We start from the raw sequence: 17960 nt of genomic DNA, 5'->3' as shown, positions 1-17960 counted from the left end.
TCCGTCCGGTCACTTCACGAAAGCCTTGTGGAACAGCACCGTGCCCCACGAGGTCTGGATGGTGCCGCGCAGCGAGTCATCGACCGCGATGTAGCTCTCCGGCGAGCCATAGACGACGGCAGGGAAGGCGGCGTTCCACACCGTCTGGATGGCACCGATCGCCTCCCGCTGCTGCTCCGAGCTCTGCGCCGCCTGCAGCGCGTCGATCGCCTCGTCCATCTCCGGGTTCGCGAAACCGGAGTAGTTGCTGGTGCTCTCGGAGTGGAACCCCGAGAACGCCAGGTACGGACTGGCGGGTTGTGCCCCGACGCCCCAACAGGCGAGGTCGTAGTCCGCGTCGACGATGACAGCCTTGATCAGGTCAGCGGTAGCCACGTTGGAGGCCTCCACGTCGATCCCGACCGAGTAGAGCAGCGCCTTGAGCGCGATGGCGGCCTCCTGGTTGCTCGGGTCGTTCGGGCAGACCAGGTTCAGCTTGCCGTTCCAGCCACCGGCCTTGGCCTCGGCCACCAGCTCCTTCGCCCGCTCCGGATCCGGTTTCGGGCCACTGACGTCGGAGGCGAGCGGCGACTCCGGCGGGTAGACCAGCGATGTGCTCGCGGCGCCCAGACCGTCCCAGCGACGCTTGTTCATCACCTCGGGATCCACCGCCAGGGTGATCGCCTCGCGGACCTTCGGGTCGATCGTGGCCGGCTTGCCTCCGCGGACGCCGTTGTTCATCAGCACCGCGGCACCCGCGAAGGAGTTGGAGCTGTAGCCGGCAACACCGTCGCGCTTGGCCAGGTCAACCGCCCGGGCGTCGGTGAGGTAGGCCATCTGGACCTCGCCGAGCTTCAGGGCCTCATAGGTCGGCTGTCCACCGGTGATGTAGACGAAACGAATCTCGTCGATGCAGACCGGTCCGCCCCAATAGTCCTTCTTGGCCTTGAGCACGACCTCCTCGCCTGGCGCGAAACGCTCGAGGTCGTAGGGCCCGAGGCCCATCGCCGGGGTCGCCTGCTGACCGAACTTGTCCCCGAGCTGCTTCACCACCTCCGGGTTGGTGATCTCTCCGCCGCTGCCCGCCAACAGGAAGGGCAGCGTGCCGTAGGGCTCCGAGAGGTGGAACTTCAGCGTCAGCTCGTCGACAACCTCGAGCTCCTCGACGAACTCAAGGATGTTGACGATGTTGGAGGTCGAGGCATCAGCGCTGTGCCGCTCAAGACTCTGCCGAACCACATCGGCGGTCAACGGGTTGCCGGTCGGGAAGGTGATCCCGGCACGCAGCTTGAGGGTCCACTCGGTGGCGTCCTCGTTCGACGCCAAGGACTCGGCCAGGTGGGGCGCGTACGTGTTGGTGCCCGGGTCGTAGGTCATCAGGGTGTCGTAGAGCGCCGCCCGCTCGGAGCCACCGTTGCCCCCGGAGTTCTGCGTGACGGGGTCCAGGGTCTGGGTCGCCTGGCCGACGCCCATGGTGATCTTGCCGCCGGCGAGCTCAGCCGTACAGGCCTCCCCGCCGGTAGGCGCCTCGCCCTCAGGGGTCGCGCTCTGGCCCCCGCCCCCACAGGCGGCCACGGTCAACAGCGTGCTCAAGGCAGCCGCAGCCAACGTCCTGCTTCGCTTCATCTTGCTTCCTTCCATGATGGCAGCACTGCATGACGGGACGGTGCGTCCCGTCCGTGCCACCGATCTCGATTCCGCCACCCCGAGCACCACCTCGCGACGAGGTGATCGGACCGTTTCAAGGGCGCCCGGAGCCCCTCTGGCGATTCCCGATGAGCGGGACGGATGTGCACAAACCGCCAACCCTTGTGATCGTTGGCACCCGGCCATCCGGCAGACGAGAAAGCCGACGTTGCCCTGACGTCGTTCCGCACCGTAGGTGAAGGAGAAGGGTGTGAGCTCTCAGGTCCTGGACTCCGACGGCTCCGCGCGCCGTACCGGCGTGATCGAACGTCTGACGCAGATCATCGACGTCCTCGACAACGCTGACGGGCCGGTGCCCCTGGAGGAGCTCAGCCGAGCCACCGGCCTGGCTCGTTCGACGGCCTCACGCCTCGCTCAGCAGATGTGTGAGCTCGAATGGATCGCGACGCACCCCGGCGGGGGTTACGAGCTGAGCCGGCGAGCCAAGCGGCTGGCTGCTCGCCATACCGACCGTTTGGACATCCGCGCGGCCGCCGCCGAGTCGTTGTACGAGCTGCAGCAGTCGAGCGGTGGCGTGGTACACCTGAGCGTGCTGGACGGGTCCGATGTGTACTACCTGGATCGTCTGCCGGGCGTCGCAGGGCAAGCGGTCCCCTCCGCAGTCGGCGCACGCGTCCCGTCGTACCAGACCGCCAGCGGCCAGGCGCTTCTCTCGTTCATGCCCAACGGGTGGATCGCTCAGTGGTTCAGCGCCGCATCGTGTCCTCCGGAAGCCCTGGACCGCCTGTACAACGGGCTCCGCGATGCCCGCAGCAGGGGCGGGGTGCGGGCCGTGCCTGCCGAGAAGCACCCGCTACGGCTGGTCAACGTCGCCGCTCCCGTCATGGGACCCGAAGGTGCGGTCGCGGCGATCTCCGTAGCGTTGGAGGGCAGCAGCTTGGAGAAGGTGATCCCGAACGTGCTGCTGGCGAGCAAGCACACCTCGGCCGAGCTCTACCCGAGATGGGTCGCTCAGAGCCGCCGGCGTCGGAGGTGATCCGCCACTCGCTGGCAGTGGCCCGGGGCGCCGACGTCAGGCGTCCTCGCGAAGGGTGTGGGCAACGAGCGCATTCGCATGCCCATGGCCCATGCCGTGCTCCGTCTTGAGCATGGCGACGAGCTCCATGTGCTTCACCCCCGCGCCGTACTGGGGGTTCATACCCAAAGAGACCGCGGGCCGACGATGAACTCATCGCCGGCCCCACGGCGGCTCAGTCCTCGACCGGCTCCAGCACGAAGACCGGGATCTCCCGGTCGGTCTTCTCCTGGTACGCGGCGTACGTCGACCAGGTGGCAACCGCGTGCGCCCACCAGGTGGCGCGCTCCTCTCCCGACGTGAGGCGGGCGCGGAAGGAGCGGGGCTCCGGGCCGTCCTGCAGGTCAACCAGCGGGTGGGCAAGGAAGTTGTCGTGCCAACTCGGGTTCTCCGGTGCGCCGCCCTTGGAGGCGACAGCCACGTAGACCCCGTCCTTCTCCACCCGCATCACCGGGTTCTTGCGGAGCTTGCCGGACTTCGCCCCGACCGACGTGATCACCACGATCGGATCCTTGCCGCCCTGAAGCGTGTTGGCCTCGCGGCCCCCAGACGCCTCGTACGCCGCGACCTGGTCGCGGACCCACTGCATGCTGCTCGGTTCGTACTCGCCTTGAAGTGCCATATAGCCGCAACGGCCCTCCCCCACCCGCTATTCCGCACAACGTCCTACCTTCCGGTCGTCCCAGCAACCCCATGGCAGGACGTTGCGCGGGACGTCCTGCGCGGTGGCCCCTCCAGCAACCCCATGGCAGGACGTTGCGCGGGACGTCCTGCGCGGTGGCCCCTCCGGCAACCCGAAAGCAGGACGTTGCGCAGGACGTGCCGGCTATCAGACCCGCTCCAGCCTGACGATGACGCTCTTGAAGGCGGGTTGGTTGCTGCCGGAGGCGACGCTGCCGAGGGCGACCAGCACGTTCATCTCCGGGTAGTAGCCGGCGGCGCAGCCGCGCGGTGTCGGATAAGGAACCACGGTGAAGGCCTCGGCCCGGCGCTCGCCGTCTGACCAGACGCTCACCACGTCGACCTTGTCGCCCGCCGTCAGCCCCTGGGCCGCCAGGTCCTCTGCGTTCACCAGCACCACCCGGCGGTCACCGTGGATACCGCGGTAGCGGTCGTCGTTGGAGTAGGGGATGGTGTTCCACTGGTCGTGGGAACGCAGCGTCTGCAGCACCAGGTGCCCCTCCGGCACGTCGGGGATCGAGCCGGAGTTGCAGGTGAAGATCGCCTTGCCGACCGACGTACGGAAGTGCCCCTCGTTGACGGGGTTGACCAACGGCAGGCCGCCGGGCTTCACGACGCGGGCGTTGAACTCCTCGAAGCCGGGCACCACGCGGGAGATCCGGTCGCGGATCCGGCCGTAGTCGCCTTCGAACGACTCCCACGGGATCTCCATGCGGTCGCCGAGCGTGGCACGGGCCAGCCGACAGAGGATCGCCACCTCGCTGAGCAGCACCGGCGAGGCGGGCTCGAGCCGCCCCTTCGTCAGGTGCACCTCGCTCATCGAGTCCTCGACGGTGACGAACTGCTCGCCGGTCGCCTGGCGGTCGCGCTCGGTGCGGCCCAGGGCCGGCAGGATCAGCGCCACCTCGCCACACACGGCGTGCGAGCGGTTGAGCTTCGTCGAGACATGCGCGGTGAGCCGGCACTGCCGCAGACCAGCCTCGGTCACCGCACTGTCCGGCGTCGCCCGCACGAAGTTCCCGGCCATGCCCACGAAGACCTTGATGCCGCCCTCACCCATCGCCCGGATGGCGCCGACCGCGTCCAGTCCGTGCTCACGCGGCGGGTCGAACCCGAACTCGGCCTGCAGCGCGTCGAGGAACGAGTCGGGCATCTTCTCCCAGATCCCCATGGTGCGGTCGCCCTGCACGTTGCTGTGCCCGCGCACCGGGCAGGCACCCGCGCCTGGCTTGCCGAGGTTGCCGCGCAGCATCAGGAAGTTGACGATCTCGCGGATCGTCGGCACTGCGTGCGGGTGCTGGGTGAGGCCCATCGCCCAGCAGACGATGATCCGGTCGGCCTTCAGCACCTCGTCGCGAATGTCCTCGATCTCCGCGCGGCTCAGGCCGGAGGCGGCAAGCACCTCCTCCCACTCCGTCGTACGCACGTGCTCTGCGAACTCCTCGAAGCCCACCGACGAACTGTCGATGAAGTCGTGGTCGAGCACGGTGCCCGGTGCGGCGTCCTCGGCCTCCAGCAGGAGCCGGTTGAGCCCCCGGAAGAACATCAGGTCCCCACCGATGCGGATCTGCAGCAGCTTGTCGGCGATGACGGTGCCCGAACCGATCACCCCGCGCGCCTTCTGCGGGTTCTTGAACCGCTTCAGCCCGGCCTCGGGAAGCGGGTTGATCGCGATGACACGGCCGCCGTTGCGCTTGCACTCCTCCAGGGCGGAGAGCTGGCGCGGGTGGTTGGTGCCCGGGTTCTGCCCGACCACGAAGACCAGGTCGGAGTGGTGCAGGTCGTCGAGGCTGACCGTGCCCTTGCCGACGCCGATCGTCTCGCTGAGTGCCGTCCCCGACGACTCGTGACACAGGTTGCTGCAGTCCGGGAGGTTGTTGGTGCCGAAGGCTCGGGAGAAGAGCTGGAGCAGGAACGCCGCCTCGTTGCTCACGCGCCCCGAGGTGTAGAAGGCCGCCTCGTCGGGCGAGTCCAGGGCATTCAGCTCGTCGGCCAGCAGCGCGAACGCGTCGTTCCAGGCGATCGGCTCGTAGTGGTCGGAGCCGGCGCGTTTCACCATCGGCTCGGTCAGCCGGCCCTGGGCGTTGAGCCACTCGTCGGAACGCTCCGCAAGCTCGGAGACCCGGTGCTCGCGGAAGAAGTCCGCGGTGATCCGGCGCGAGGTCGCCTCGTCGTTGATGTGCTTGGCGCCGTTCTCGCAGTACTCGTTCTTGTGCCGGTGCCCGGGCTTGGGGTCCGGCCACGCGCAACCGGGACAGTCGATGCCGTCCACCTGGTTCATGGTGAGGAGGGTCAGCGCGGTCCGCTTCGGCGAGGTCTGGGAGAGCGAGTACTCCAGCGCCTTCTTCACCGCGGGGACGCCCGCGGCCCACTCCTTGGGCTCAGTCACCTCCAGCTCGGCGATGGGCTCGTGCTTCGGCGCCTTGCGCATGTCGGCTCCTCAGATCCGGTGTTCTTCTGTCATGTCAGCCGTGCGGCCACTCGGGGAAGTCGGGGGCCTTCCCACCTACATCCTCCACCCTGCCGTCGCGGATGCCACCGCGCCAGCTCAGTCCGGCCGCGCCGACACCTTCGATGAAGGCCCGGAACGACTCCAGCAGCGTGGTCACGAAACGGCCGGCCAGCAGCCGCGCCGCCGGGCCGAGAAGAGGTGGCGCATCCATCTGCATCGCCACGGTCACCTCGCAGCGGGCCGGGCCGAGCGCGCGGAAGTGCACGTCGCCGCGGTGCCGGAGTCGGCGTCCGAGGCTGCGCCAACGAAGGTGCTCGTCGGGCTGCTGCTCCAGCACCTCCGCCAGGAACTCGTGGCGGAGCGGACCGTAGCCGACCACCCACCGCGTCAGCGTGGGGCGCGACACCTCGACCTCGTGCACCACCTGCAGGAAGCGTGGGAACGTCTCGAGCTGACTCCACTGGTCGTACGCCGTGCGCACCGGCACCGCCACCTCGACGCTGCGCCGCACCATCACTCCCCTGCTCACCACGACCTCCTCGCCCCGACGGCCACAGGGCCCATCTCGTCTCCCGGTGCCCGATCGGGCCGACTTCATCCCCGCGCACCGTGGTTGACTGCGCCGAGGAGCCGGCCGCGAGGGGCCGGCGTACGTTCGGGAGAAGCCGTGGCACGTGAGGGGACCGGTCGCCGGGGACGTCGCGACCTGACCCGCTCCGAGATCCTCGAAGCCGCGGTGGAGCTGGCCGAGCGCGACGGAGCCGAAGCGCTCTCGATGCGGCGGGTGGCGGCCGCCGTGGGTGTCGAGGCGATGTCTCTCTACAACCACGTGCGCGACAAGGAGGCGCTGATCGACGGCGTGGTCGACACGGTCCTCGGGCGACTTGAGCTGCCCGCGTCCCGTGGCGCGTGGCGTGACGACGCCCGCGCCCTCGCCGACGCCTTCCGTGCCCACGCCCACCGCTACCCCCGTACGGCGCCGCTCGTCCTGACCCGCCAGTCCTACTCCCCGGCACTCCTGGCTGCCGCCGACGGCGCCGTCGGCATCCTGCTGGAGGCCGGCTTCACACCCGCCGACGCGGTCCGGGGGTTCCGGTCGCTGCTGGCCACGGTGGTCGGCAGCCTGCTGCGCGAGCTCGGCGCGAGCCCGACCCTGGGCGGCGACGATCCTCGCAGCCGCGCACTGCGCGACGCCGTGGTCACCACGAGCGGACTCCCGCACCTCCCGGAGGTCGCGGGGGAGCTTGCCGCCCTCGACCACGATGCCGACTTCGCGTTCGCCGTCGACCTGGTGCTCGACGCGCTCGCGGCACGACTGGCCAACGTGTCCTAGGAGCCGCTGGCGCGCTCCCGCACGTAGACGTAGTCGGGGAACTGCGCCTCGACGGTCTCGGTCAGACGCGGATCAGGCCCGCTTCCGCCCATCTTCAGCAGACCGGCCACCGCACGGGCCAGCGTCAGCCAGTTCCGCGGCCGCTTGAGGTCGATGCCGCCGAGCAGCTGCGTGACCGGCTGAGCCGGTCGAAGTAGATTCGCTCGCAGACCAGGTTCTCCTCGGCGTCGAAGAGGAAGTACGCCGTCATCCGGGTCCGGTGTCGACTGCCTGTCGGCGGCACCGCGCCGAACGGCCCGAGGTGGGTGCCGGTGAGCCAGAACTCCACGATGACCGCGTCGTCACTGTGACGCAGCGCGATGATCTCGTGGTCCTGGTCGGGAAAGGCGACCCGGGTGTCGTGGTAGTAATCGCGCACCTCGGCGTCGCCGTCGTGCACCACCAGCATCGGAATGAGCTCGTAGTGCGGATGCGGGAAGGTCGAGAGGGTCGGGTCTGGTCCCAGTCCTGGGCGACCTCGTCGTGGAAGTGGTCGAGCACCAGCCTCTCGCGGGCTGCCCGGATCTCGGTCGTGAGCATGATCTCCTCCTACTTACACCGTAAGTCTCAGCGTCAGTCTGCCAGGTGGGGCAGACTTCTCGCAGGAACAAGGACGAGGTGAAGCTCCCGCATGTCGCAGCAGCCTGGGTACGACCCCCACTACGGATCGCACTACGGACCACCGGTGGAGCATCCCGAAGGCACCACCGTCCTGGTGCTCGGCATCCTCGGCACGGCCCTGCTGATCGCGATGGTTGTCTTCTACGTCGCCATCTTCAGCCTCGTCGGCTTCTCAGAACTCGCGTAGAGCAACCACCCGCCGCCGCAGTCACCGCAGCACGGCACCGTCGCGACGGCGTACGTCGGCAAGCACCTCGGGCGCGGCGCGGAAGGTGATCTGCTGGACCCGCCCGTCGGCGATCACGAAGTCGAAGGCGACCCTCGCCTCACCGCGGTGGATCCAGGCCGCCCCCGGCCGGTCGCCGAGGAAGACCGGGAAGGCAGCCTGAGCCGCGCCGTTGAAGAAGGTGGCCACCGCGTCGCGACCGGCGATGCGCTCGGGGGTGCCGGCCAGGAGCGCCGCACTGTCGGCGCTGATCACCGCATCCGGCGCGAGGAGCTCCATGAGACGGGTGAACTCACCGCCACGAGCCGCAGCCAGGAAGGCGTCGACCACCTCCCAGTCAGCAAGGGCGTCCTCCGCCGCCGGCTGGGCGACCTTCGCCCGGGCACGGGAGGCGAGCTTGCGGGCCGCTGTCGACGAGGTGTCGAGCACTGCGGCGATCGTGTCGAACTCGAAGCCGAAGCTGTCATGCAGCACGAAGGCGACCCGCTCCTTCGGGCTCATCCGGTCCAGCACCACCTGGAGGGCGACGCCGACGGTATCGGCGAGCGCGACCTCGTCGGCGGGGTCAGGCGCGGTCTCGGCGGTCTCGAGGTCCTCCTCCGGGACCGGCGTCCGCTGGCGAAGCCGGTCGAGGCAGAGCCTTGTGGTGACCGTGGTCAGCCAGCCGGCGAGGTTGTCGATCTGCGTCGACGTACCGTGCAGGCGCAGCCAGGCCTGCTGCACGACGTCCTCGGCCTCGCTCGCATCGCCGAGCACGTGGCCGGCGATGCGGAGGAGGCGCGGGCGCTCGGCCTCGAACGCTGCGGTCTGATCGAACTCGTTGGTCATAGTGGTCACACTTTCGCAGGTCACATCTTCATGCTGGGATCCGTCATCACTACGACGGACACCAACCCGGCGATGTGACCTCGCCGCACTCACGAGGAGAGTTCCCCCATGAAGACGATGACCTGCAAGGACCTCGGCGGCCCCTGCGACCTCGCCCACTCCGGTGCGACCGCCGACGACGTGATCAACGCCCAGGACCAGCACCTCAAGGAGGTCGTCAAGGCCGGCGACGAGGCGCACGGGCCCGCCCGCAAGGAGATGAAGGGGCGCTGGCTGCACCCGAAGAAGTCCCTGGGCTGGTACAACGACGTCAAGGCGCGCTTCGCCGAGCTGCCCGAGGACTGAGCGAGCCCCTCAGCGATAGCCGAGGTCGGCGGCGCAGGCACGGGAGGCCTCCTGCAGCACCTGCACGATCCGGGGGAGGTCGTCCCGGGCGTAGCGCACGCTCGGCATCGAGACGCAGACCCCGGCCAGCGCCTCGCCGTCGGCGGACCGGAGCGGTACGCCGACGGCGACGATCCCGCGCTCCGACCGGCCCCGGTTCACGGCGAACCCGGCCCGCCGGATCCGGGCCAGCTCGCCACGCAGCCGGTCGAGGTCGGGCCGGTCCTCGGCGTCCTCCTCCTCGAAGACGGCCGACAGCTGCTCCGGTGGCAGCTCGGCCAGCAACAGCAGCCCCGCCGAGGTGCGGTGCACCGGGAAGACCATCCCCTCGCGGGAGCTGACCCGGAGCGCTCGATCGCATTCGACGCTGGCGATGCAGCGAGCGGTCGATCCGGTGCGGATGATGAGGTTGGCCGATTCGTCGAGGTCGCGGACCACCTGACGCAGATGCGGGAACGCGGCCTCGCGCATCCGCGAGGTGAGCGACTGCGAATGCTCCGGAAGCCGCAGCACCGGCCCCACCCGATAGGCCCGGGTCTCGTCCTGCACGGCGAAGTCACGGTAGACGAGCATCGCCAGCAGCCGGTGCGCGGTGGAGCGGGCGACACCCAGCCGCTCGGCCACCTGGGAGACGGTCAGCTCGCCCTCCATCTGCAGCATCACCGCGATCCGCAGCGCGTGGTCGACGCTGGAGACCGCATAGGGCGGCGGCCTACGCATCTCGGGGTCCACGGACATTCCTGCCTCCTCGAGCCGGCGGTCACCCTTGCCAAGGTGTTCTGCTCAACAGAATCTTCTCCAGAAGGGTTCGTTCATCGAGAACTCTGGCACACATGAGCACGACTCTTCCCACCCCGTTCCGGCTGACCGCCGTCGACGGACCCGACCAACCCGAGCCGACGCCCGCCCTCGAGCACCTCTACCGCGGCTTCGAGCAGGAGCTGCTCGTGCCGCTGTGGACCGAGATCGGCGACCTGATGCCCCTCCACCCCCGCAGTCGCGCCGTACCCCACCTGTGGCGCTGGGAGCGGCTGGTCGAGCTGGCGGCCCGGGCCGGCGACCTGGTGCCGGTCGGCCGCGGCGGCGAGCGCCGGGCCATCGCCCTGGCCAACCCGACCCTCGCCGGCCGGCCGTTCGCCACCCCGACCCTGTGGGCCGCGATCCAGTACCTGATGCCCGGCGAGGACGCACCCGAGCACCGGCACACCCAGCACGCGTTCCGCTTCGTCGTCGAGGGCGAGGGGGTGTGGACCGTCGTCGGTGGTGACCCGGTGCCGATGCGCCGCGGCGACTTCCTGCCCCAGGCCGGCTGGAACTGGCACGCCCACCACAACGCGACCGACGCGCCGATGGCGTGGATCGACGGGCTCGACATCCCCCTCCAGCACCTCACCGAGGCGCAGTTCTTCGAGTTCGGGCGCGAGGAGATCAGCGACGCCGAACGGATCGAGCCGGAGCGCTCCCGCTCCGAACGACTCTGGGGCCACCCCGGCCTCCGGCCGCTCGCCGCCTCCGCCGGCTCCCGCGGTACGCCGTTGCTCGCCTACCGCTGGGAGCACACCGACCGGGCCCTCACCGACCAGCTCCGGCTGGAGCAGGAGGGCTTCGGCGGCACCGTGGAGGCAGGGCATGCCGCGGTCCGCTTCACCAACCCTGCCGACGGGTCCGACGTGCTCCCGACCATCCGTGCCGAGTTCCACCGCGTGGTGCGCGGCGCGGAGACCACTCCGGTCCGCGAGACCGGATCGTCGGTCTACCAGGTCTTCGACGGCTCGGGCACCGTGACCGTCGGCGACCAGCGGTGGTCGGTCACCCGCGGTGATCTCTTCGTGGTGCCGTCGTGGGAGCCGTTCAGCGCCCGCTCCGAGGCCGGCCGCACCGACTCCGACGCCGGCCACCTCGACCTCTTCCGTTTCAGCGACGCACCCGTCTTCGAGGCGCTCGGCCTCGACCGCACCCAGAAGGACTCCCGATGAAGCTCGCCACCCTCCGCACCTCCACCGGCACCCGGGCGGTGAAGCTCGCGACGGTCGACGGCCGGGAGCTCCTGGTCGACCTCGGCGAGGAGGAGCTCGGAGCCTTCCTCGCCCGGCCCGACTGGGCCGAGCGGGCCGCAGCCGCCGGGGGCGACGATGCCGCGACCTACGACCCGGCCGACGCCGACTTCGCGCCGGTGGTGCCCCGGCCCTCCAAGGTCGTCTGCGTGGGCCACAACTACACCAACCACATCAACGAGATGGGGCGCGACCTGCCGGCGTACCCGACGCTCTTCACCAAGTTCGCCGACACGCTGCTCGGTGCCCACGACGACATCGAGAAGCCGGCCGAGACCGACGCCCTGGACTGGGAGGTCGAGCTGGTGGTCGTCATCGGCGCCCCGGTCCGGCGCGCGAGCGAGGAGGAGGCAGCGGCCGCGATCGCGGGCTTCACGGTGATGAACGACATCTCCGTGCGCGACTGGCAGTTCCGCACCATCGAATGGACCCAGGGCAAGATCTGGGACTCCTCGACGCCGGTCGGCCCCTACCTGGTCACACCCGACGAGCTGCCTGGCGGCGTACGACCGCGGCTGACGGTGCGGACCACGGTCGACGGGCAGGTGATGCAGGAGGACGACACCGCCACGCTGCTCTTCGATCCGGTGATGCTGGTCCGCTACATCTCGACGATCGTGCGCCTCAACCCCGGCGACCTCATCGCCACCGGCACCCCGGCCGGCGTGGGCCACGCCCGGGACCCGCAGGTCTACCTGGTCGGCGGAGAGAGCGTCGTCACCGAGATCGACGGCCTGGGCGCCTGCGTCAACCGGGTGGTGAAGGCGTGACCGAGCACGTGCTCGGCTGGATGCGGCACGGCCAGCGACTCTTCGACGAGACGGTCGCCGGGCTGGACGCGGACTCCTCCGGCGCCCCCAGCGGGCTGCCCACCTGGAGCCGCGGGCACCTGACCGCCCATGTCGCCGCCAACGCCGACGCGCTGCTCAACCTGGCTCGCTGGGCCGCCACCGGGGTGGAGCGGCCGATGTATGCCTCACCGGAGGAGCGAGCCGCGGGCATCGCCCAGGGCGGACTGTTGCCGGCCGAGGAGCTCGTGGCCTGGCAGGCCCGCTCCTCGGCCGCCCTGGAGGCGGCGTTGGCCGAGCTCACCGAGGCTCAGTGGCGGCGGGAGGTCCGCACCGCACAGGGCCGGATCGTTCCGGCCACCGAGATCCCCTGGCTGCGCGCCCGCGAGGTGCTGGTGCACGCCGTCGACCTGGAGCTCGGCATCAGCTTCGCGGCGCTCCCGGACGACTTCCTCACCGCCCTCGAGGAGGAGGTGCGGATCCGCCGCGGCCCGGAGCTGCCCCCGGTCACCGGCACCCTCGCCGACCGGGTCGCCTGGCTGACCGGGCGCCCCCACGACGTACGCCTGACGGACGGTACGCCGGCCGCGGATCTGGGGCCGTGGCTCTGAAGCGTGGCTTCACCGCTGAGCCTCGACCGAGACTCCCTGCCGACCTTGGCAGACGCACTACGCTCACCGCTGAGAGGAGACCTGGGGCATGGACCAGATCGTGGAGAGATCAGCACCTCCGCCGCGCGACGAGCCGCTCCACCAGTACGGGAGGCTTCGCACCAGCGATCCGGAGGAGGCCCAGCACGTCGTCGCGCAGGTGTATGAGCCGCACGTGCTCACCCCCGACCGCTCCACGACGCTGCACGCCCGGATGAACGCGGTCCAGAGCGGCGACCTCACTATCGGCTACCTGACCTACGGACTGGCAGCCGGCATCGACCTGCCGCCGAACGACGCCTGGTACCACATCAACGTCACGCTGCGCGGCGACAGCACGGTGGCACGCTCCGACGGCACGACCACGTCGACCAGCGGCCGACGGAGCGCGGCCGTGCTGCTGCCCCAGCATCGGCAGACGATCGCCTGGAACGCCGACACCGAGCAGATCGCGGTGCGGATCCCGCGGGAGGCGCTGGAGTCCCACCTGGCCACGCTCCTGCAGCGGCCCCTGCGCGGACCGCTCGAGCTGGGCCTCAACGTCGACCTGACCACCCCGGCCGGCCGGGGACTGCTGCGCGCCCTCGACTTCGTGATCTCCGAGTGGGACGACGACGGCCTGATCGCCCACAACGGCGTGGCCCGGCGACAGATGGAGTCCCTGGTGCTCAGCAGCCTGGTGCTGGCCGCCTCCGGTCCCCATCAGCTGCTGCTCGACGGCGGCGAGTCCGCCGACCGTCCGGACGTCGTACGTGCCGTCTGCGACCACATCCATGCCCACGCCCACGACCTGCCCACACTTGCCGACCTGGTCACGGTCGCCGGCGTCAGCGCGCGCACCCTGCAGACCCAGTTCCGCGCCGCGATGGGCTGCACCCCGATCCAGTACCTCCGCAACGAGCGGCTGCACCGGGTGCGGGCCGAGCTGGAGTCGCCCCGGTCCGCCGAGGTGACGGTGACCGACGTCGCCACCCGGTGGGGCTTCTACCACCTGGGCCGCTTCTCCTCGACCTATCGGACCGCCTTTGGCGAGCTGCCGTCACAGACGTTGGAGCGGAGTCTGCGTGGCATGGTCCCCGCGCAGCCGCGGGTCTCCGGCTGAACCGCGGAGTCGCACCCCGACAGACGTGTGGGGTGGTCGATCGACTCCGATCGGCCACCCCACACGGCATGCTCAGCCCAGCACCTGCACCAGGTGCTTGACCTCCTGGAACTCCTCCACGGCCCGGTGTCCGTTGAGGCGGCCCAGCCCGCTCTGCTTGACGCCGCCCTCCTCGAACTGGTCGAGCACGACGGCCCAGGCGTTGAGCCAGACCGTGCCCGCCGCGACCGCGTCGGCCATCCGCAGCCCGCGCTGCCCGTCGGCGGTCCACACCGAGGCGGCGAGACCGTAGTCGGTGGCGTTGGCACGCGCGACCGCGTCGGCCTCGTCGTCGAAGACCTCGAAGGTGGCGATCGGCCCGAAGAGCTCCTGCTGGATCAGCGGGGAGTCGAGGTCGGCGACCTCCAACAGCGCCGGGCGGTAGTAGGCGCCGCCGGCGAGCGCGGGGTCCTCCGGCACGCCACCGGCGACCAGCACCGTCGCGTCGCCGCGGCTCGACTCGATCAGCCCCACCAGGCGGTCCCGGCTGGCCCGGTCGATCATCGGCCCCATCTGGGAGTCCAGTGCGTCGCCCGGCCCGACGCGTACGGCGGAGAGTGCGGCGACCAGGCGCTCCCGCACCTGCTCGGCGACGCCCCGCTGCACGAGCACCCGGCTTCCGGTCATGCAGAACTGCCCCGCGAAGGTGGTGATGCCGGCGGCGATGGTGCCGACGGCCCGGTCGAGGTCGGCGTCGTCGAAGACGATCATCGGCGTCTTCCCACCGAGCTCGAGGGAGACGCGCTTCAACCGCGGGGCGGCGGCAGCCATGATCTGCCGGCCGACGGCCGTGCTGCCGGTGTAGCTGATGACGTCGACCGCCGGGGAGTCCACCAGGCGCTTGGCGATCTCGCTCCCCGACTCGGTGACCACGTTGAGCACCCCGGGCGGCAACGAGGGACACCCGGCCAGGATCTCCGCCAAGCGCGCGTTGACCAGGGCCGTCTGCGCAGCCATCTTCACCACGACCGTGCAGCCCGCGGCGAGCGCCGGGGCGAAGGAGCGCACGGCGAGCACCACCGGCGAGTTCCAGGGCACGATCACCCCGGCCACGCCGACCGGCACCGGGATCAGCGTCGAGATGACGCCCGCCTTCGCCTGGTCGCCCCGGCCGCTGCCGGTGAGGGCCATCGCCGCGTAGTAGCGGAGCTTCGAGGGCGTCAGGCTCAGCTCGAAGTGGGCCTCGGGCAGGATCTTGCCGTTCTCCCGCGCCAGCATCAGGGCCAGCTCGTCGGTAGCGGCCTCGACGGCGTCGGCCATCTCGTTGAGCACCTTGGCCCGGAGCTGGCGATCCCCGGCCCAGTCGGTGGTGTCGAAGGCGAGCCGAGCCGCGGCGATCGCCTGCTCACCGAGCGGGAGCTGCGCGTCGTCGTACTCACCCAGCGCGGTGCCGTCCGCCGGTGAGAGGGAGGTGGCGGTGACGCCGGAGGTGAGCCAGCGGCCGTCGACGAGGTGGGCGGCAGGGCTGTGTTCGAGGGTCATGGGGTGGGGTCCTTTCGGGGTTCGGGATGGGGCCGCGGCGGTACGCCGGCGCCCGGCGCCCGGCGCGCGGCAAGCGGGGCTGGCCCGAGCCGGTCCGCCTGCGGCAGTGCTGACAGGGCGACGACCTGCTCCGCCAGCGCGGCGAGGTCGGCACGGACCTGTTCGTCGAGCTCCGGCCCGGCCAGCAGCCGGTCGACCAGGAAGAGCGCGTTCGGAGCCGTGAGCGCGCCGAACCACGCCAGCACGTCGCGCAGGTGGCGCTCGGCCGCCAGCGCATGCTCCGGCGCCGCCGCGACGGTGAGCAGGGCGACCGGCCGGGAGCGGAGCGCCTCGACCGGCAGCTGGTCGAAGAGCTGCTTGAGGGTGGCCGGGAACGAGGCCCGGAACACCGGGCTGGCGATGACCAGCCCGGTGGCCGACCTGACCCGGTCGGCGGCGTCCTCCGGCCAGGCGGTGGGTGAGGCCGGACTCAACCGGTCCACCCGCCAGCCGTCGAGCCTTGCGGCGTGCTCCTCGACGGCGCCCAGTGCGCGGGCCAGCTTGCCGGGCGGGGTGGGGCTGCCGTAGACGGTGAGCAACGACCTCACGCGGCACCTCCGGCGCTCAGGAACCGGCCGCGGAAGTAGAGCAGCGGGGCCGTCTCCGCAAGCGGTTCGAGGGCACGGACCGAGGCGATCGCCAGCAGGTGGTCACCGGCGACCACCTCTCGCACCAGCTCACACTCGATCCAGGCCAGCAGGCCCTCAGGCCGGGGCAGCCCGGTCGGGGACGGCCGCCAGTCGACATCGCGGAACTTGTCGGTGCCACTGCGTGCGAGCGCCTGCGCAAGCTCCTCCTGGCCGGCCGCGAGCACGCCCACCCCGAAGCGGCCGTGCTCGCGGATCCGGGGCCAGGTGGTCGAGGTCTGCTGGACGCTCAACAGCACCTCCGGCGGATCCAGGGAGAGGGCGGAGAACGCCTGGCAGGTGAAGCCGACCGGCTCACCGGCGTGGCTGGAGGTGACCACGGTGAGGCCGGTGCAGAACCGGCCCAGCACCTCCTTGTACGCCGCCGCACCCGGTGCTTCCGCCGGGGGCAGGCCGGCCCGCGAGTGCACGGCACTCCGCTCCGGGCCGGCCCGCAGCATCCGCACCGCGCTCACTCCCGCAGCCCCGCCTCGCGCATCAGCGGCATCACGGCCTCGCCGAAGTAGGGCAGCTCCTCGACGTAGTCGAGGAAGCCGACCATCATGCCGCCGACGCCGGCCTGCTCCAGCTCCAGCAGCTGCTCCACGATCTGCTCGGGGGTGCCGATGAGCGGGTAGCCGCCGTAGCCGAGGATGAACCGCTCCTGGAGCGCCTTCACCTTGTCGAAGGAGCCGCTCTCGGAGCCGAGCCCGGCCGAGACCATCTCGGCGACCGCCCAGTCGCCCTTCTCCAGGATGTGGTCGAGGAGCTGCTTGGTCTCCTTCTCGGTGTCGCGGCAGATGATGTTGCCGTAGCCGAGGATGCCGAGGTCGCGGCCCTGCGCCTGAGCGATGCCGCGCACCTGGGAGGCGGTCGCCCGTGCCTCGTCGACATCGGCGAAGGCGATGAAGTTGAAGTCGCACTCGCGGGCACAGAACTCCAGCCCGGCAGGCGAGTTGCCGGCGTTGACGAGCACCGGCCAGGGCTCCTGGATCGGCTTCGGGTCCGACATCGCGTCCTTGATCTCGAAGAACTCCCCGACGAAGTCGACCCGGTCCTGGGTCCACATCCGCTTGGCGATCTCGATCCACTCCGAGCCGAACCGGTAGCGCGCGTCGTGCTCGCGCTGGGTGCCGCCGAACATCTCCATCTCGGCCTTGTACCAGCCCATGGTCATGTTGAGACCGAAGCGGCCGCCCGAGATGTGGTCGACGGTCACCGACTCCTTGGCCGCCACGATCGGGTGCTTCGTGGGCAGGTGGGTGGTGGAGAAGACCATGATCTGCTCGGTCGCCTGGGCGATGCCGGCCGCCCACGTGTGGGTCTCGTAGTTCTCGCCGTTGAAGTTGGTGTCACCACCCATGCCGCGGTAGCGCGCCACCGGCAGCATCGCCTCGAAGCCGAGGCGGTCGGCGATCTGGGCGATCCGCTGGGTGTGCTGCCAGGTCAGCTCGTAGCTGCTCTCGGCATGGGTGGCCATCAGGCCGTGGCTGCAGTTCGCACCGAAGATCCCGAGCTTCATCTTGTTCTGGTTGTACATCGCCACGCCGCTGGCTCGGCGGGCCTCGACCAACTCCTCGTAGGAGAGGTCGGGGCGTACGGTGCTGACGGTCATTGCTCCTCCTGCTCTGACGGCTCCACTCCGGGTGTTATGACAGCCGTCACACTCACTGGTCGCGCCACAGTAGGAGCGGGCATCGCGGCGGCACTATCCGTCGACGGGCCGCCGGTTTGGCCACTTTGCGCAGCCCTTGTCGCCGGCATCGAAACGGTGCCCGCGCCAGCTCCAGCGGCCCCGCGCGCTACCCTCGAAGCATGCGTACGACGACCCTCGCGTGGTGGTGGCTGCTTCCAGCAGCCGAGTAACGCATGTTCGCGGGCTGCACTGCAGCCCGCGCCGATCGTGGGGACCCTG

At 70.4% G+C, this 17960-nt stretch carries 20 protein-coding genes; 8 read left to right on the top strand and 12 right to left on the bottom strand.

Going from position 1 to position 17960, the window contains the following annotated elements; translation table 11 throughout:
* Positions 1-9 precede the first annotated feature (9 nt).
* Entirely contained in the window at positions 10-1605 is a 1596-nt protein-coding gene (locus DNK54_RS12405) for an ABC transporter substrate-binding protein (protein WP_162602433.1), read from the bottom strand.
* A 271-nt stretch (positions 1606-1876) separates the two neighbouring features.
* On the opposite strand from DNK54_RS12405, the gene DNK54_RS12400 reads away from it, so the two are divergent.
* A complete protein-coding gene (locus DNK54_RS12400; protein ID WP_162602432.1) occupies positions 1877-2662 on the top strand; it encodes an IclR family transcriptional regulator in 786 nt (261 codons plus the stop codon).
* Positions 2663-2698: 36 nt separating this feature from the next.
* Here the strand turns inward: DNK54_RS12400 and DNK54_RS12395 are convergent, their stop codons facing one another.
* The 4 genes from DNK54_RS12395 to DNK54_RS21120 all read right to left on the bottom strand — a co-directional run bounded on the left by DNK54_RS12395 (position 2699) and on the right by DNK54_RS21120 (position 6363).
* Positions 2699-2824 (bottom strand): DUF4287 domain-containing protein, encoded by a 126-nt coding sequence (locus DNK54_RS12395; RefSeq protein WP_204164564.1) that lies wholly within the window; start codon positions 2822-2824, stop codon positions 2699-2701.
* Positions 2825-2876: 52 nt separating this feature from the next.
* The gene (locus DNK54_RS12390) at positions 2877-3323 is read right to left on the bottom strand and encodes a nitroreductase family deazaflavin-dependent oxidoreductase (RefSeq protein WP_110207284.1); all 447 of its coding nucleotides are present in this window, start codon (positions 3321-3323) and stop codon (positions 2877-2879) included.
* 207 nt (positions 3324-3530) lie between these two features.
* Entirely contained in the window at positions 3531-5813 is a 2283-nt protein-coding gene (locus tag DNK54_RS12385) for an FdhF/YdeP family oxidoreductase (RefSeq protein ID WP_110207283.1), read from the bottom strand.
* Positions 5814-5847: 34 nt separating this feature from the next.
* A complete protein-coding gene (locus DNK54_RS21120) occupies positions 5848-6363 on the bottom strand; it encodes an SRPBCC family protein (RefSeq protein ID WP_239460064.1) in 516 nt (171 codons plus the stop codon).
* 138 nt (positions 6364-6501) lie between these two features.
* On the opposite strand from DNK54_RS21120, the gene DNK54_RS21115 reads away from it, so the two are divergent.
* Positions 6502-7167, top strand: a complete 666-nt coding sequence (locus tag DNK54_RS21115; RefSeq protein WP_162602431.1) for a TetR/AcrR family transcriptional regulator C-terminal domain-containing protein — start codon at positions 6502-6504, stop codon at positions 7165-7167.
* A gap of 124 nt (positions 7168-7291) precedes the next feature.
* Here DNK54_RS21115 and DNK54_RS21300 read toward each other — a convergent pair whose 3' ends face one another.
* Positions 7292-7615: an ester cyclase gene (locus DNK54_RS21300; protein ID WP_204164563.1), complete on the bottom strand. Its 324-nt coding sequence runs from the start codon at positions 7613-7615 to the stop codon at positions 7292-7294.
* Between the two features lie 222 nt (positions 7616-7837).
* On the opposite strand from DNK54_RS21300, the gene DNK54_RS21110 reads away from it, so the two are divergent.
* A complete protein-coding gene (locus DNK54_RS21110) occupies positions 7838-8014 on the top strand; it encodes a hypothetical protein (protein ID WP_162602430.1) in 177 nt (58 codons plus the stop codon).
* A 21-nt stretch (positions 8015-8035) separates the two neighbouring features.
* Here DNK54_RS21110 and DNK54_RS12365 read toward each other — a convergent pair whose 3' ends face one another.
* Positions 8036-8881: a sigma-70 family RNA polymerase sigma factor gene (locus tag DNK54_RS12365; RefSeq protein WP_110207280.1), complete on the bottom strand. Its 846-nt coding sequence runs from the start codon at positions 8879-8881 to the stop codon at positions 8036-8038.
* 108 nt (positions 8882-8989) lie between these two features.
* Here DNK54_RS12365 and DNK54_RS12360 point away from each other — a divergent pair, with 108 nt between their 5' ends.
* Complete coding sequence (locus tag DNK54_RS12360; RefSeq protein WP_110207279.1) at positions 8990-9226, top strand: DUF1059 domain-containing protein; 237 nt, start codon at positions 8990-8992, stop codon at positions 9224-9226.
* A gap of 9 nt (positions 9227-9235) precedes the next feature.
* Here DNK54_RS12360 and DNK54_RS12355 read toward each other — a convergent pair whose 3' ends face one another.
* Entirely contained in the window at positions 9236-10003 is a 768-nt protein-coding gene (locus DNK54_RS12355; protein ID WP_239460063.1) for an IclR family transcriptional regulator, read from the bottom strand.
* 95 nt (positions 10004-10098) lie between these two features.
* On the opposite strand from DNK54_RS12355, the gene DNK54_RS12350 reads away from it, so the two are divergent.
* The 4 genes from DNK54_RS12350 (at position 10099) to DNK54_RS12335 (ending at position 13859) form a co-directional block, all read left to right on the top strand.
* Positions 10099-11241, top strand: a complete 1143-nt coding sequence (locus DNK54_RS12350; protein WP_110207278.1) for a cupin domain-containing protein — start codon at positions 10099-10101, stop codon at positions 11239-11241.
* Positions 11238-12089 (top strand): fumarylacetoacetate hydrolase family protein, encoded by an 852-nt coding sequence (locus tag DNK54_RS12345; RefSeq protein WP_110207277.1) that lies wholly within the window; start codon positions 11238-11240, stop codon positions 12087-12089. The genes DNK54_RS12350 and DNK54_RS12345 overlap by 4 nt, the downstream gene beginning before the upstream one ends.
* Positions 12086-12718: a maleylpyruvate isomerase family mycothiol-dependent enzyme gene (locus DNK54_RS12340; RefSeq protein WP_204164562.1), complete on the top strand. Its 633-nt coding sequence runs from the start codon at positions 12086-12088 to the stop codon at positions 12716-12718. Before DNK54_RS12345 ends, DNK54_RS12340 begins: the two co-directional genes overlap by 4 nt.
* 88 nt (positions 12719-12806) lie before the next feature.
* On the top strand, positions 12807-13859 hold the full coding sequence (locus DNK54_RS12335) for an AraC family transcriptional regulator (protein ID WP_110207276.1): 1053 nt from the start codon (positions 12807-12809) through the stop codon (positions 13857-13859).
* Positions 13860-13931: 72 nt separating this feature from the next.
* Here DNK54_RS12335 and DNK54_RS12330 read toward each other — a convergent pair whose 3' ends face one another.
* From DNK54_RS12330 to DNK54_RS12315, 4 genes are read right to left on the bottom strand one after another with little or no spacing between them, the layout of a single operon-like run.
* On the bottom strand, positions 13932-15380 hold the full coding sequence (locus DNK54_RS12330) for an aldehyde dehydrogenase family protein (RefSeq protein WP_110207275.1): 1449 nt from the start codon (positions 15378-15380) through the stop codon (positions 13932-13934).
* Positions 15377-15967: an NADPH-dependent FMN reductase gene (locus DNK54_RS12325; RefSeq protein ID WP_110207274.1), complete on the bottom strand. Its 591-nt coding sequence runs from the start codon at positions 15965-15967 to the stop codon at positions 15377-15379. The genes DNK54_RS12330 and DNK54_RS12325 overlap by 4 nt, the downstream gene beginning before the upstream one ends.
* Positions 15964-16521 carry a flavin reductase family protein gene (locus tag DNK54_RS12320; protein WP_204164561.1) on the bottom strand — a complete coding sequence of 186 codons (558 nt, stop codon included), beginning with the start codon at positions 16519-16521 and terminating at the stop codon, positions 15964-15966. The genes DNK54_RS12325 and DNK54_RS12320 overlap by 4 nt, the downstream gene beginning before the upstream one ends.
* Positions 16518-17660 carry an LLM class flavin-dependent oxidoreductase gene (locus DNK54_RS12315; protein ID WP_110207272.1) on the bottom strand — a complete coding sequence of 381 codons (1143 nt, stop codon included), beginning with the start codon at positions 17658-17660 and terminating at the stop codon, positions 16518-16520. Before DNK54_RS12315 ends, DNK54_RS12320 begins: the two co-directional genes overlap by 4 nt.
* Between the last annotated feature and the right edge of the window lie 300 nt (positions 17661-17960).

Source organism: Nocardioides daejeonensis (assembly GCF_003194585.1).
GTDB classification, from domain to species: Bacteria; Actinomycetota; Actinomycetes; order Propionibacteriales; family Nocardioidaceae; genus Nocardioides; species Nocardioides daejeonensis.
The sequence above is the reverse complement of the archived record's forward strand: the minus strand, read 5'-3'. Positions and strand labels throughout refer to the sequence as shown.

Bases quoted from the DNA above. Each gene is read 5' to 3' on its own strand.
- DNK54_RS12355 (WP_239460063.1), bottom strand. From the start codon at position 10,003: ATGTCCGTGGACCCCGAGATGCGTAGGCCGCCGCCCTATGCGGTCTCC.
- DNK54_RS12405 (WP_162602433.1), bottom strand. From the start codon at position 1,605: ATGAAGCGAAGCAGGACGTTGGCTGCGGCTGCCTTGAGCACGCTGTTG.
- DNK54_RS12365 (WP_110207280.1), bottom strand. From the start codon at position 8,881: ATGACCAACGAGTTCGATCAGACCGCAGCGTTCGAGGCCGAGCGCCCG.
- DNK54_RS12385 (WP_110207283.1), bottom strand. From the start codon at position 5,813: ATGCGCAAGGCGCCGAAGCACGAGCCCATCGCCGAGCTGGAGGTGACT.
- DNK54_RS21110 (WP_162602430.1), top strand. From the start codon at position 7,838: ATGTCGCAGCAGCCTGGGTACGACCCCCACTACGGATCGCACTACGGA.
- DNK54_RS12330 (WP_110207275.1), bottom strand. From the start codon at position 15,380: ATGACCCTCGAACACAGCCCTGCCGCCCACCTCGTCGACGGCCGCTGG.
- DNK54_RS21300 (WP_204164563.1), bottom strand. From the start codon at position 7,615: ATGCTGGTGGTGCACGACGGCGACGCCGAGGTGCGCGATTACTACCAC.
- DNK54_RS12390 (WP_110207284.1), bottom strand. From the start codon at position 3,323: ATGGCACTTCAAGGCGAGTACGAACCGAGCAGCATGCAGTGGGTCCGC.
- DNK54_RS12345 (WP_110207277.1), top strand. From the start codon at position 11,238: ATGAAGCTCGCCACCCTCCGCACCTCCACCGGCACCCGGGCGGTGAAG.
- DNK54_RS12350 (WP_110207278.1), top strand. From the start codon at position 10,099: ATGAGCACGACTCTTCCCACCCCGTTCCGGCTGACCGCCGTCGACGGA.
- DNK54_RS12395 (WP_204164564.1), bottom strand. From the start codon at position 2,824: ATGAACCCCCAGTACGGCGCGGGGGTGAAGCACATGGAGCTCGTCGCC.
- DNK54_RS12315 (WP_110207272.1), bottom strand. From the start codon at position 17,660: ATGACCGTCAGCACCGTACGCCCCGACCTCTCCTACGAGGAGTTGGTC.
- DNK54_RS12360 (WP_110207279.1), top strand. From the start codon at position 8,990: ATGAAGACGATGACCTGCAAGGACCTCGGCGGCCCCTGCGACCTCGCC.
- DNK54_RS12335 (WP_110207276.1), top strand. From the start codon at position 12,807: ATGGACCAGATCGTGGAGAGATCAGCACCTCCGCCGCGCGACGAGCCG.